Raw genomic sequence first — 13,023 nt, forward strand, 5'->3', positions numbered from 1 at the left:
ACCACCCTTTTAAGCAACGTCTTCACCTGACCTGATTATTTTACATCGGCACAATCAATGCGCCGACTATGGATTACACAAGAAATTATTGCTGTTCATCGCGACAAGATCATTTGGAAAGAGATTAATTTTGACCAAATCCTATATGCACACACCTGCAATTCACATCCTTACCCGTTCCGATCTTGCCGACATTGAGCTGCCGCCAGCTGATATTATCCGGCTCGTGGAAGATGCTTACGCATTCTATGCAAATGGACAATCCCGTTGTCCGACAAAGCTTATGATGCCGCTACCACTCGAGCAGCGCGATGCCGTTGCCTATTCAATGCTTGGTTATGATGGCGCACTCCAACAGGCCGGGTTCAAAACCTCGTACCGTCAAGGAGCCGAGAGCGCGGAAAAATATTACACCACTATCAGCCTTTACGATGACACAACCGGTTTGCCATTTGCGTTGATGGACTGCCATCGCGTAGGCGGCCTGCGCACGCCTGCAACAACGGCACTTATTGCCAGGAGTTGCGCGAAAGAGAATGCCATTTCTGCATTGATGATTGGAACCGGAGCACAGGGCATCAATACGCTTCCTTTTCTTTTGACCGCTCTTCCAGATCTCGAAACGCTGCGGCTTTTCGGGACGCACCCGGACGGCATAGCTGCCAGCTTGGAAATGTTTGCACGCTATTTTCCGGGTCGTAGCATCGAGCTGGTAACGGATGTTCCCGCAGCAGTTGCCGAATCTGACATTGTGATCGCCGCCTCGGGTCGTGCCGCCCATCCCAAAGTTGAGACCAAATGGCTGAAACAGGGTGGATTGCTGATTTCGGTCGCAAGCAAGGGCGTCGCAGGCGGAGCGCTGGGAGATGCCGACTATGCCATTGCGACAAATGAAGGTCAGCTGGGCGTCACGGGAAAACGACTTGCCGGACCCGATGGCATTGCCAGAATTGATGCAGAACTGCCTGATATCATTGTCGGCCGCAAAAGCGGACGCCGTTCACAGCAGGACCGCGTATTTGCTTTCAGCAGCGGCATGATCATCACAGACATTCCTGTTGCCCATGCGCTTGCAACAAGAGCCATCGCCGCCGGACGCGGAAACAGGATTGAGCTATGGAAATAGGCCTCAACTCCGTACGCGCCTTGGAGCGCCCCTGGGCTCTGGCTGTAAGACAGGATTCCGCTCTTCTGCGCCAGATCAGCAACGCAATCGAGGGCCCGTTTCATCTCATTCACCCGGATAGTTTTGCCGCCAATCTCGAGGCATTCCAGACTATTCTCAAACAGCGCAATGTGAGCGGGCATGTCTATTTCGGCAAGAAGGCCAATAAAGCGGGAGCGTGGTTGCGCGAAGTGGCAAAACTGGACGGCTCAGTTGATGTTGCCAGTGTCCCGGAATTTGTCCACGCTCTGGCAAACGGTATTTGCGGCAGTAATATCGGTGTTACGGGAGCAGCAAAAAGCAATGACCTGCTCTGGCTGTCTTGCCGCCATAAAGCAACCGTCGCCATTGACGCCTTGGACGAACTGGAGCGGGCAATCAGCATTGCCAAGTATTCTGTTCCATTGCAGATTTTGCTGCGGGTGCTGCCTCCCCATGCGCCCAATAGTCGTTTTGGGCTGAACCAGGCAGACCTGGATACTGCGCTGAAGCGTTGCGCCGAATCCCGTGAATACGTCATCATGAATGGCTATTCTTTCCACCTTGACGGCTATGCGGTCGCTCCGCGTGCTGAATTGGCATTGGCGCTCATTGATCGCTGCCTTGAAGCGCGCAAGCAAGGGTTTCCCAGTGCCGCTATCTCAATTGGCGGCGGCTTTGCCTGTCATTATATCGATGAGCAGGACTGGCATTCCTTTCTTGAAGCAATGGACCCGTCACAGTTTCACGCCGGGAAGACCTTTAACCACTTTTATCCATACTACCAGTCGCCAACCGGCGCCGCGATGCTGGATGCCGTACTCCAATCACCCGCCACGACTGGCACTTTGGCTTCGCGCCTCGCTGATGCGCAAATTCAGCTCTATCTGGAACCTGGAAGAGCTCTGCTGGATGGGGCGGGGATGACCGTCTTTCCGGTGCAAGGACATAAACAGAACGACAAACACGGGATCGTTACGGTTGCAGGGATCAGCATGAGCTTGTCCGAGCAATGGAAGAACAGTGAGTTTCTGCCCGCACCATTTCTTGTTCAACACGGAGAGGCTCGGCCACAGAACCCCGTCAGCGCGGCGATCGGTGGATCGAGTTGTATGGAATATGACGTCCTGACGTGGCGGAAAATCAATTTCCCTGCGCCACCTCGTTATGGCGACCACATCATCTATCCCAATACTGCCGGCTATCAGATGGATAAAAATGAAAGCGAGTTTCACCAACTTGCCTTGCCCCCCAAGATCGTCGTGACCGAGGACAATGAGCGTTTTACGTGGAGGATTGACCGATGAATGTGTATAGCAATCCTTCCTTTGAACGTATTAAAACCAAATCTTCCGAGCTGATTGGCGACACACCATTATTGGAGCTGTCGCGCACCGGTTCGGGCAGCCGGCTGCTGCTGAAATTGGAACAGTTTAATCCAACCGGCTCATGTAAAGTGCGGATGGCCCGGGAGATGATTCTTGCGGCCGAGCGCGATGGCAAGCTCAAACCAGGATGACATATTGTTGAACCAACCTCGGGCAATACAGGAACCGGGCTTGCATTGATCGCTCTTGAGCGTGGTTATAAATTTACGGCCGTTGTGGATAATCATGCCTCGCGCGACAAACTGCGGGTCATGCAAGCGATGGGCGCCGAGCTTGTATTCGTGGAAAGCAATACCGAGGGTCCGAGCACGGTTGCCAGACGCCGTGTAGCTGGCGAGATTGTAAAGGCTACCGGCGCTTTCTGGCCGGATCAGCACTACAATCCGAGCAATAATGAAGGCTATACCGGGCTAGCCATGGAACTGCTTCGGGATGTTGGAACAGATATCGACTATCTGGTTGGCGCGGTGGGAACAGGGGGAACACTGTGTGGAACGGTCAAAGAACTGCATCGTCTCGGTTCTCATGTGACAAGCATTGGCGTGGAGCCTGCCGGATCGATTATTTTAGGCGGAGCCCCGGGCAAATACTGGCAGACCGGGGCCGGAGCGCCGGCCGGTTTTACGGTTGGACCCAATGTCGAGCACGAACTGATCGATGAGGGCCTTACAGTAAACGATATTGATGCATTCACGGCGGCACGTGTGGTGGCGCGCAGAACCGGCCTTCTCGTTGGCGGCACTGCAGGCGCTGCCATCCACGTTGCTCTCAAACGTTTGGCGCTCGTGGAGCCAAAGAGCATTATGGTCGTCCTGGTTTGTGATGCCGGAGAAAAATATCTCGACAGCGTTTTCAATGATGATTGGCTTAACGAGCGGCAGCTTCTGGACAAACCGGCGCATCGTCGCCTTGACCAGCTTTTTGACGCCTATATTGAATCGATAAGGTTGGCATCAGTGCCTCCGACGACGTTGTGGGCCTAAAGCGATGCCGATAAATTTCAGACAGTATAAAGAAATTCTGGATTTGGCTGCGCCCATTGCAGGTATCCAGTTTGCCCAGGTTGCCCTGACAAGCACCGATCTGCTGATGATGGGTTTCATCAGTGTTCAGGCCGTTGCAGCCGGGGGCCTTTCGCTGCTGCTTTATAACCAGCTGCGTACCATGTGCGTTGGTATGGTGACGGGGGTTGGCAATCTCATTGCTGCTTCGGTCGGACGCAGCGAGAAACGTACCGGAACATCTGCAATTGACGACGTCGCGACTGACGAAATACGCGACCTGCTGTGTGCCTCAATATTGATTGCAACAATTGCGGCGACGATTGCCGGCGTCATATTGGTGATTTTCAGCCAAATCCTGACTTTCCTTGGCCAAGCGACTGCGGTGGCAACTTTGGCCAAGCCGATCATGCTGACCTTGGCCCCGGGCTTGCTGCCAATGCTGTGGCTAAACGTGTTGCGGCAGTTCGCGGTCGGCATGCGCCGCGCCGGTTCCTTATTGACCGTTACGATAATATCCATAGCCGTCAATGCTGGCCTGAACCTGATCTTCATCTATGGTTGGCTCGGGATACCTCCGCTTGGATTGGCTGGAATTGGCCTTGCCACCACCCTGGTTCAGGCATGGACATTTCTGGTCTATCTGAGAACCGTCCGGCGTGATGATGCGCTCAGGCCTCTGCTTGCGCTCGACGGATGGCGGGCACGCCCGGCAACATTGGCGATGATTACCCGGATGGGCCTGCCGATCACGCTGACATATGGTTCGGAAGCAGCCATCACTTCGATAGCAACGGTCTTCATGGGAACCTTCGGGCCATTAGCATTGGCGGCTTCCAATATCGTCAATCAACTTGCCTATATTGTTTACCAGCTTAATATTGGCCTCTCGCAAGGTTCATCAATTCTTGTGAGCAGGACGGTCAGCAAGGGGCAGGCAGATCAGGTCAGCGCTATTGCACGACGAACATTCGCGATCAGCTTCAGTGCAATGGCAATTATCGGCCTTGTCTATGTGTTCCTGCCTGAAATAGTTTTGCTTCCATTTCTCGGTGGCCGGGCCGATCCATCCCTGTTCGGGGCGGCAGCCACATTATTATGGTTCGCCATTGCGCACCAATTCTTCAAAGGCTCACAGAATATCTGTGTCGGCTTGCTACGTGGGCTTGGAAAAACGAAGGTGGCCCTGTTCAATACACTTGTGGGCTACTGGCTTATCGGCATTCCCGCGATGGTGTTGTGCGCATACGGGTTCGGATGGGGCAGCTATGGCATCTGGTTCGGGTTGTGCCTTGGCTTTGGCAGTACAAGCATTCTGTTATGGTGGCGCTTTATTGCGGAGCTTAACACCGCCCGGCTGGCCATTTCTAAAAATCAGCAAGCTTTCCAGATAATATCGGGCTGATGCGCTTCAAAGATAAAGCCATGCGTGAGCAATGTTTCAAAGATCGCGCTTGGCAGATTTGGCATGCACTATCGAGCGGGCCTGCTCTAGCTGCGTACGATGCTCAGCGTCTTGTCAAAAATGCGCAAGACCCTGTCGAGTTCGTGCCCGCGTTTAAGAATAAGGCCGCCTGCGGCGATAACGCTATAGGCACCCTGTTTGCGTGACAGTTTCGGGTTCTTTTCAATGCGGAACATCGGGACTTCGCTGGTGCGCCGGAAAACCGAAAAGATTGCCCTGTCGGAAAGATGGTCAATGGCATAATCCCGCCATTCGCCAGCGGACACCATAAACCCATAAACCCGCAAAATTTGATTGAGTTCGCGCCGGTCGAAGGTAATCGGCAAATCATTATTTCGAACGAGGGGGATGAGTTTCGCCTGGCGCTGCGAATCGTCGCCACCTGCATTGCTTTCCATCAATCAACCGCCTTTGAATTTGTCGTGTGACACCTGGATGACAATAAGGTGACCCCATCTGGACAATTTTACAAGCTTGCAATTTTCTTGCTGCGCAAATTTTGTGAAAACAGTGCCTTCGTTTCCGCACCTCACGAACCAATACGGGGTGAAGCCAATGGTGATGATGCGACACATTCTCGCCATCTTCCTTACGCATTGCCGCCGAAATTCAAACCGAACATCCAGCTGTGTTGCCAGAGATGGTTTGATCAGGGCAGTTCGATTACCCAAGCCCCCCGCCCAAGCGGATTGTTCAGATCAGATCAATAATCTCAGTATATTTGGCAACATGCCCCAATAGCTCAGGCCGGATTTATCCGGCCTGTTTTTGTTTCAGCTACTTGGACGCCATGATTGACGCACCGATGATTGGCCCGGGCTTGCCGTCGCCAAGCATCTCTTGCAACAGCACCGCGCAACCTGAGGCCTTCTTGCTGGCAAGCTCACTCATTGGGATCTCGATCTTTTGAGCATTGCCATCCCACATGCCCACGGTTTCCATGGCACGAACGCTATTGGCATAACTCACCATACGTCCGGTATTTTCGCCGCCGGGGATAGAGACGATGCTCTCGCGATTGAAATATGCAAGGACGACACGGACAGGATTAGCCGTAACCGATCCTGAGCCTATATCAATAAGAAGCCGGTTTTTTGCAGCTTTCTCAATGGAAACCGACACTGTCAGCCCCATGGGTGTATTGCGCATATCGGCAATGCGGCGGCGAATCTTCGTTTCGTCCTGCCCATTCATATGCTCGCGTCCATTGACGATGACCTGCGGCGTATAAACGCCATTGAGACTCAAGGCTTTGCGATATTCGTTCTGGCGTTCGGTGTTTTCGGGCAAAGCAAGATTGTCGGTCCAGCCCCGATAGTCCCAGTAGTCGACATGGAAAGCCAGCGCCACAACCTTTCCTTCCCCCGCCAGTTCTTTGAGAATAGCATCGGCAGGGGGACATGAACCGCAACCTTGCGACGTATAAAGCTCGACGACGCCTTCCGGCTTGGTTCCCGCATCTTCTGCGCAGACCGGAACCACATAAGCAATCGCTGCCAAAACGGGCAGGCCGATCGCCAAGAGTTTTGAAGTGGTGCGCGTAAGCAAGATTGCGGGGCTTTCTTCGTGAAATTTATAAATCTTATCTGTCAGATTGGTTGCCAGAAGATTGATAGGAGTCCGTTCATTCAAGGGGAAGTCACTTTGAGGTGAATTCGATCACGAATACTGTACCATTCAACGATGAAGGGCCGCCGATCGCCCGGCGGCCCTTCAAAATCAATTATATGATGTCGAATCAGGCAGCCAGATCGCGCAGAACATATTGCAGGATGCCGCCATTCTTCAGATACTCCAGTTCATCGATAGTATCGATGCGGCAGATCAGAGGAACCTGCTTCACTTGACCATCAGCGAATGTCACTGTCGCAAATGTTTTCTGGCGGGGCTGGATCGTGGCAAGCCCCTCGATGGAGACAATTTCATCACCCTTCAGACCCAGTGACTGCCAGCTTGTACCTTCTTCAAGAACGAATGGGACAATGCCCATGCCGACAAGGTTCGAACGGTGGATACGCTCGAAAGACTGAGAAATAACCGCGCGAACACCGAGCAGATTTGTTCCCTTTGCCGCCCAGTCACGTGATGAGCCATTGCCATATTCCACGCCAGCGAAAATCACCAGCGGCACATTCTCGCGGCGATATTCCATTGCCGCATCATAGATCGGCATTTCTTCCTTGGTTGGATAATGGATGGTGTAACCACCTTCGCGGCCATTCTCACCCAGCATGTGATTGCGGATGCGGATATTGGCAAAAGTACCGCGCATCATCACTTCATGGTTGCCACGACGCGTGCCGTACTGGTTGAAGTCCAGCGGAGCCACGCCATGATCGGTCAGATACTGCCCGGCAGGTGAGGCGGCCTTGATGGAACCGGCCGGAGAAATATGGTCGGTCGTGATCTTGTCGCCGAACAGGCCAAGAATGCGCGCACCCTTGATGTCGTTGACAATGCCCGGGGTTTTACCCATGCCGACAAAGTAAGGCGGGTTCTGCACATAGGTGGAATTGTCATCCCATGCATAGGTCTGACCGGCTGGCACTTTAACGTTCTGCCAATTTTCATCGCCCTTGAACACATCCGCATATTTTGCCGAAAAGAGCTTGCGGGTAACGTTCTTGGTGATGAATTCCTGGATTTCATGGCTGGAAGGCCAGATATCCTTGAGGAAGACAGGATTGCCATTCTGATCTTCGCCGAGCGGCTCGGTTGTCAGATCCTTGGTAACCGTTCCGGCCAAAGCGTAGGCAACGACTAGAGGCGGTGAGGCAAGGTAGTTAGCCTGGACGTCTGGCGATACACGGCCTTCGAAATTGCGGTTGCCGGAAAGAACAGCAGCAGCAATCAGACCCTTATCATTGATGGTCTTGGAGATCGGCGCAGGCAATGGACCGGAGTTGCCGATGCATGTGGTGCAACCGAAGCCGACAAGATTGAAGCCAAGCTTGTCGAGTTCAACCTGCAGACCTGCGCTTTCCAGATAGGCGGCAACGACCTGCGAGCCGGGGGCGAGCGAAGTCTTGACCCAAGGCTTGGATTTCAAACCCTTGGCAACTGCGTTGCGGGCGAGGAGGCCAGCGGCAATCAGAACACTTGGATTTGACGTATTGGTGCAGGACGTGATGGCGGCAATGGCAACGTCGCCATGGCCCAGATCATAATTCTCGCCCTCGACCTGATAACGCGCATCGAGTTGTTCAGTCTTCTTGTATTCCTTCTGCAATGATTCGCGGAAGCCGGAAGCAATTCCTTCCAGCGCGATACGGCCTTCAGGACGCTTGGGGCCAGCCATGGAAGGCACAACCGTGCCGAGATCCAGTTCCAGCGTATCGGTGAAGACCGGATCAGCAGAGCCCGCTTCACGCCACATGCCCTGAGCCTTTGAATAGGCTTCAACCAACGCCAGACGATCTTCGTCACGGCCAGACATATGCATATAGTTGATGGTTTCATTGTCGATCGGGAAGAAGCCGCATGTTGCGCCATATTCCGGACCCATATTGCCGATGGTGGCGCGGTCAGCCAATGTCATCGAATCAAGACCAGGGCCGAAGAACTCGACGAACTTGCCGACAACACCCTTCTTGCGCAGCATCTGAACAACGGTAAGAACCAGATCGGTTGCCGTAACGCCTTCCTTGACCTTGCCGGTCAGGCGGAAGCCGATGACTTCCGGAAGAAGCATGGAAACTGGCTGACCGAGCATGGAAGCCTCGGCTTCGATGCCGCCAACGCCCCAGCCAAGAACGCCAAGACCATTGACCATGGTGGTGTGCGAGTCCGTACCAACGCAGGTATCAGGATAAGCGACAGTCACGCCGTCTTCTTCCTTGGTCCAGACGCCTTGTGCCAGATATTCGAGGTTGACCTGATGGCAAATGCCCGTGCCGGGCGGAACAACGCGGAAGTTCTTGAATGCCTGTTGGCCCCATTTCAGGAAGCGGTAACGCTCGCCATTGCGCTCATATTCCAGATCCACATTGCGCTTGAAGGCTTGTGGATTGCCGAATTCATCGACGATGACGGAATGGTCGATAACCAGATCGACCGGGACGAGCGGATTGATCTTTTCAGGGTCACCACCAAGATTGACCATTGCATCACGCATGGCGGCAAGATCGACGACTGCTGGAACGCCGGTGAAATCCTGCATGAGAACGCGGGCAGGGCGGTAAGCAATTTCTGCCCCGGCAGAACCGCGATCAACAAGCCACTTGGCGACATTCTCAATATCTTTCTTGAAAACCGAGCGGTTGTCTTCAAAGCGAAGCAGGTTTTCAAGCAGGACTTTCATGGAGAATGGGAGGGCGGAAATGCCTTCCAAGCCGTTCTTTTCGGCTTCGGTCAAACTGAAATAAACATATTCCTTATCCCCTACGGTGAGGGTTTTACGGCATTTAAAACTATCGATCTGAGACATTTTGCGTTCGTCCTTATGCTGCGGCCTAACCCGGGACGAACGCCTTTGCCGCGTTTCAAGGACGCGCTAAGGTGCGGGTGCAGTCATTTCCGCTGTCCGTCCCAGCAAATACCGGGAAGTATTCGCTTGAGATCGGCCAAAATTGTTTCCATGCCGACCGCTGGCATGGTTGACTGGTATATAGAGTTTTTCCGCGATTTGTGCCAGACCGTAAGGCGCAAAAATACGGGCTGCGGCGAAATGGTCATTTGGTTGCGCTCAAAACAGAAAAAGCGGGTTTTTCATGCAGTTAGTGGCCAAAGGGTTGGGCGGAGAGCGGGGCGGGGAAATCTTGTTTTCTGACCTCAACTTTACCATTCAGGCTGGCGAAGCCCTACTCATCACCGGGCCAAATGGCGTCGGCAAATCGACCTTGTTGCGAATCGCGGCAGGATTGTTGCGGCCAGCCGAGGGAGAAATAGTGCTGCAGGATAATCGTGAGCAATTCGAAACGTTGGGCGCGGCATGTCATTTTGTCGGGCATATGAATGCGATGAAACCCGCGCTGACGCTGGACGAAAATTTGCGGTTTTGGCAATCCTTTTATGGCGGCGGAGCGCGGCATGTGTCCGAAGCGCTTGAAATGGTGGGATTGGCCGATATCAGCCATTTGCCCTTTGGCTATCTTTCCACCGGCCAAAAACGACGCGCCAGCATAGCGCGGCTTCTTTCCAGTGACAGGCCCGTATGGCTTTTGGATGAGCCGACCGCTGGACTGGATAAGTCATCCGAAACACAGTTTTCGGCGTTGATGCAGGCTCATCTTGGCAATGGCGGTATCATCGTGGCGGCCACGCATCTGCCTCTCGGATTGCCGCATTCGCAAGAACTGACACTCGAGGCTGTTCACTGATGGGCGCATTGTTCGTGCGAGATGCCCGCCTTGGTTTACGGGCGGGCGGCGGCGCACTGGTCGGGATATTGTTTTTTCTGGCTGTGATTGCTGTCGTGCCTTTCGGCGTCGGGCCCGATCTCAAGCTCCTCGCACGCATTGGCGCGGCCATGCTGTGGATCGGCGCACTGCTGGCAACTCTCCTTGGCCTCGACCGGCTGTTTCAGGCAGATCGTGATGATGGCTCGCTTGATCTTCTCATCATGAACTCCGAACGCCGCATGCTGGCGATCACGGTGCTGGTGAAATGCCTCGCCCATTGGACAGTGAGCGTTTTGCCGTTGGTTATTGCCGCGCCCTTGCTGGGCCTGTTCATGAATATGGAGCCGCTGGCAATTGGTGCAGTCACATTGACCCTTCTGATAGGAACGCCGGCCATCACGCTTATAGGGGCTGTCGGTGCGGCTGTTGCAGTCTCGCTGCCGCGTGGTGGACTGCTTGTTTCGGTGATTGTTCTGCCTCTTACCATTCCGGTGCTCATCTTCGGTGTATCTGCGTCCTATGGCGCAATTGAAGATCCGGCCCCATTTCTGGCACCTTTGCTTATTCTAGGTGCGATTACATTGTTCTTTGCGGTTATCGGTCCGTGGGCGGCGGCAGCTGCACTTAAATCATCCGCCGACTGACAGACTGGTGAATTGCGCAACGAAATATGAAAAGCTAAGAGATATTTATGAGCAATGTGGCATCCAAATCTGGGCGGTGGACCGATCTGGCGAACCCGACAAGGTTTTTGAACCTTGCGAGTAGCGTCTTGCCTTGGCTTGCCGGGGCAACGCTGATCACGCTTGCGATCGGTTTCTGGATGTCGATGATGGCGCCGGATGATTATCAGCAGGGCATAACCGTCAAGATCATGTTCATCCATGTGCCTTTCGCCTGGCTTTCTATGATGTGCTACACGATCATGTCGATTGCAGCGCTTGGCACGCTTGTCTGGCGTCATCCTCTGGCCGATGTTGCGGCAAAGGCAGCGGCCCCCATCGGCGCTGTTTTTACAGCTCTCGCCCTCATCACAGGTTCGCTCTGGGGCAAGCCCATGTGGGGAACATGGTGGGTCTGGGATGCGCGCCTGACTTCGGTGTTTGTGCTGTTTCTCATGTATCTTGGTGTGATTGCGCTGACGCGCGCCATGGACGATCCGGCGAGATCCGCAAGGGTCACTGCCATCCTCACGCTTGTGGGCTTCGTCAATATCCCGATCATCAAGTTTTCCGTCGATTGGTGGAATACACTTCATCAGCCAGCGTCGGTTATTCGCATGGGCGGCTCGACAATAGACCCTTCCTTGCTCTGGCCATTATTGGTTATGGCAATCGGTTTTACGCTGCTGTTCTTCACATTGCACATCATGGTCATGCGCAATGAGATATGGCGTCGCCGGGTCACTGCCATGCGGCGTATCGCAGCGCGCAGCGCAGAACGAAAGGCCACATGATGAGCAATCATATGGCTTTCGTACTCGCTTCCTATCTTTCCGCAGGCATAGCCCTGTCAGGTTTGATCGCTTGGATTCTCCTCGACCAGCGCAACCAACTCAAAGCACTGCGCGACCTCGAAGCGCGTGGTGTCCGCCGCCGTTCAGGTTTCGGCAAAGATGGTGCAGCATGAGCGAGGACGTTCAGAGGCAAAGCGTGCCCCGCAAGCGCAACCCAATCTTCGTTTTTCTGCCCTTGATCCTGTTTATCATTCTTGCGGCTATCTTTGCTTTGCAGCTTGCTTCGGGCCGCGATGAATCTGTCATCCCTTCCGCATTGTTAGGCAAGCCAGCACCGAATGTTTCGCTGCCAGCGGTTGCGGGACTCATGAAGGATGGCCAAGCTGTTCCAGGCCTTGATCCGTCCAAGTTCAAAGGTCAGGTCACGCTGGTCAATATATTCGGCTCGTGGTGTCTGCCCTGCCGTCAGGAGCACCCGCTGTTGATGAAGCTGGCACAGGACAAGCGGATTGTGCTGACTGGCCTCAATTATAAAGACAAGCCGGAAAACGCAGTCGGATTTCTTGAGGATCTCGGTAATCCCTATGGGGCAATTGGTGCCGATCTCAATGGCCGCGCGGCAATCGAGTGGGGCGTGTACGGTGTGCCGGAGACATTCCTGGTCGGACGCGACGGGGTCATTGCCTACAAGCATGTCGGACCATTTTCTGAAGAGACGATCCGTACAGATTTGATGCCTGCTATAGAGGCCGCGCTAAAGTCGAATTAGAGCGAGGCGTAGTGCCTTGCCCAATCCACCGCACGGCCTGCCGCCGTAGCAGTGCCTTCGACCGCCTCAATCAAAGGTACTCTGATCAGTCGGTAGCCTAAAGAGCGCTTTTCAATAAGGACGGGCTCTTCGACTGATGTTCCCATGGCAATGATTTCAACAGGGCGGTCAAGGATCGGCGCTGGCACTTTGAACGAATGGCCCGCGATCATCGGGCTTTGCTGCGCTGAAGCAGCACAGGTCGCCGTAATCAACGGGTAATCAACCTTGCCCGCCTTTCGGATCTGTGCCTCCAGATCAGCGCGGCAAGTCTCCATGTTGCTCCAGCCCGTATCTGCTGTCTTGATATATTCGCAGACCTTGGCATCGCAGTCGCAACCCATCAGAGTCATGACGATGAGGGCGGTTTTCATGGAGGTTGTCTTTCTCAAGAATCATTGATGATTGGTGATTCTTGAGCT

12 protein-coding genes and 1 pseudogene are annotated in these 13,023 nt (G+C 53.9%); 9 read left to right on the forward strand and 4 right to left on the reverse strand.

Features of this window, described 5'->3' with window-relative positions; translation table 11 throughout:
• The first annotated feature begins 130 nt into the window (after positions 1-130).
• From V9K92_RS12975 to V9K92_RS12990, 4 genes and pseudogenes are all read left to right on the forward strand, one after another.
• The gene (locus V9K92_RS12975; RefSeq protein WP_336440348.1) at positions 131-1,126 is read left to right on the forward strand and encodes an ornithine cyclodeaminase; all 996 of its coding nucleotides are present in this window, start codon (positions 131-133) and stop codon (positions 1,124-1,126) included.
• Positions 1,117-2,451, forward strand: coding sequence for a Y4yA family PLP-dependent enzyme (locus V9K92_RS12980; RefSeq protein ID WP_337354171.1), 1,335 nt, complete (start codon positions 1,117-1,119; stop codon positions 2,449-2,451). The genes V9K92_RS12975 and V9K92_RS12980 overlap by 10 nt, the downstream gene beginning before the upstream one ends.
• A pseudogene (locus V9K92_RS12985) lies at positions 2,448-3,515 on the forward strand (PLP-dependent cysteine synthase family protein). Before V9K92_RS12980 ends, V9K92_RS12985 begins: the two are co-directional and overlap by 4 nt.
• 43 nt (positions 3,516-3,558) lie before the next feature.
• Positions 3,559-4,938: an MATE family efflux transporter gene (locus tag V9K92_RS12990; protein WP_337354172.1), complete on the forward strand. Its 1,380-nt coding sequence runs from the start codon at positions 3,559-3,561 to the stop codon at positions 4,936-4,938.
• A gap of 86 nt (positions 4,939-5,024) precedes the next feature.
• Here V9K92_RS12990 and V9K92_RS12995 read toward each other — a convergent pair whose 3' ends face one another.
• The 3 genes from V9K92_RS12995 to acnA form a co-directional block, all read right to left on the reverse strand.
• Positions 5,025-5,396 (reverse strand): DUF2794 domain-containing protein, encoded by a 372-nt coding sequence (locus V9K92_RS12995; RefSeq protein ID WP_337354173.1) that lies wholly within the window; start codon positions 5,394-5,396, stop codon positions 5,025-5,027.
• A 379-nt stretch (positions 5,397-5,775) separates the two neighbouring features.
• Entirely contained in the window at positions 5,776-6,630 is an 855-nt protein-coding gene (locus tag V9K92_RS13000) for a DUF1223 domain-containing protein (RefSeq protein WP_307281356.1), read from the reverse strand.
• A 106-nt stretch (positions 6,631-6,736) separates the two neighbouring features.
• On the reverse strand, positions 6,737-9,424 hold the full coding sequence (gene acnA / locus V9K92_RS13005; RefSeq protein ID WP_115054454.1) for an aconitate hydratase AcnA: 2,688 nt from the start codon (positions 9,422-9,424) through the stop codon (positions 6,737-6,739).
• Between the two features lie 283 nt (positions 9,425-9,707).
• On the opposite strand from acnA, the gene ccmA reads away from it, so the two are divergent.
• Genes ccmA through V9K92_RS13030 form a run of 5 tightly spaced genes read left to right on the forward strand, consistent with a single transcriptional unit; the run spans position 9,708 to position 12,562 of the window.
• Entirely contained in the window at positions 9,708-10,316 is a 609-nt protein-coding gene (gene ccmA / locus V9K92_RS13010; RefSeq protein WP_115054453.1) for a heme ABC exporter ATP-binding protein CcmA, read from the forward strand.
• A complete protein-coding gene (gene ccmB / locus V9K92_RS13015) occupies positions 10,316-10,981 on the forward strand; it encodes a heme exporter protein CcmB (protein ID WP_307281353.1) in 666 nt (221 codons plus the stop codon). Before ccmA ends, ccmB begins: the two co-directional genes overlap by 1 nt.
• Before the next feature lie 47 nt (positions 10,982-11,028).
• Positions 11,029-11,793 carry a heme ABC transporter permease gene (locus V9K92_RS13020; RefSeq protein ID WP_337354174.1) on the forward strand — a complete coding sequence of 255 codons (765 nt, stop codon included), beginning with the start codon at positions 11,029-11,031 and terminating at the stop codon, positions 11,791-11,793.
• On the forward strand, positions 11,790-11,966 hold the full coding sequence (gene ccmD / locus V9K92_RS13025) for a heme exporter protein CcmD (protein ID WP_337354175.1): 177 nt from the start codon (positions 11,790-11,792) through the stop codon (positions 11,964-11,966). The genes V9K92_RS13020 and ccmD overlap by 4 nt, the downstream gene beginning before the upstream one ends.
• A complete protein-coding gene (locus V9K92_RS13030; RefSeq protein ID WP_337354176.1) occupies positions 11,963-12,562 on the forward strand; it encodes a DsbE family thiol:disulfide interchange protein in 600 nt (199 codons plus the stop codon). The genes ccmD and V9K92_RS13030 overlap by 4 nt, the downstream gene beginning before the upstream one ends.
• Here the strand turns inward: V9K92_RS13030 and V9K92_RS13035 are convergent.
• Positions 12,559-12,975: a hypothetical protein gene (locus V9K92_RS13035; protein ID WP_337354177.1), complete on the reverse strand. Its 417-nt coding sequence runs from the start codon at positions 12,973-12,975 to the stop codon at positions 12,559-12,561. The two genes, V9K92_RS13030 and V9K92_RS13035, sit on opposite strands and share 4 nt — an antisense overlap.
• Positions 12,976-13,023 lie beyond the last annotated feature (48 nt).

Origin of the sequence: Phyllobacterium sp. CCNWLW109 (genome assembly GCF_037203905.1) — a bacterium.
Taxonomy (GTDB): domain Bacteria; phylum Pseudomonadota; class Alphaproteobacteria; order Rhizobiales; family Rhizobiaceae; genus Phyllobacterium; species Phyllobacterium ifriqiyense.

Bases quoted from the DNA above. Each gene is read 5' to 3' on its own strand.
- ccmA (WP_115054453.1), top strand. From the start codon at position 9,708: ATGCAGTTAGTGGCCAAAGGGTTGGGCGGAGAGCGGGGCGGGGAAATC.
- V9K92_RS12995 (WP_337354173.1), bottom strand. From the start codon at position 5,396: ATGGAAAGCAATGCAGGTGGCGACGATTCGCAGCGCCAGGCGAAACTC.
- ccmD (WP_337354175.1), top strand. From the start codon at position 11,790: ATGATGAGCAATCATATGGCTTTCGTACTCGCTTCCTATCTTTCCGCA.
- ccmB (WP_307281353.1), top strand. From the start codon at position 10,316: ATGGGCGCATTGTTCGTGCGAGATGCCCGCCTTGGTTTACGGGCGGGC.
- V9K92_RS13035 (WP_337354177.1), bottom strand. From the start codon at position 12,975: ATGAAAACCGCCCTCATCGTCATGACTCTGATGGGTTGCGACTGCGAT.
- V9K92_RS12980 (WP_337354171.1), top strand. From the start codon at position 1,117: ATGGAAATAGGCCTCAACTCCGTACGCGCCTTGGAGCGCCCCTGGGCT.
- V9K92_RS13020 (WP_337354174.1), top strand. From the start codon at position 11,029: ATGAGCAATGTGGCATCCAAATCTGGGCGGTGGACCGATCTGGCGAAC.
- V9K92_RS13030 (WP_337354176.1), top strand. From the start codon at position 11,963: ATGAGCGAGGACGTTCAGAGGCAAAGCGTGCCCCGCAAGCGCAACCCA.
- acnA (WP_115054454.1), bottom strand. From the start codon at position 9,424: ATGTCTCAGATCGATAGTTTTAAATGCCGTAAAACCCTCACCGTAGGG.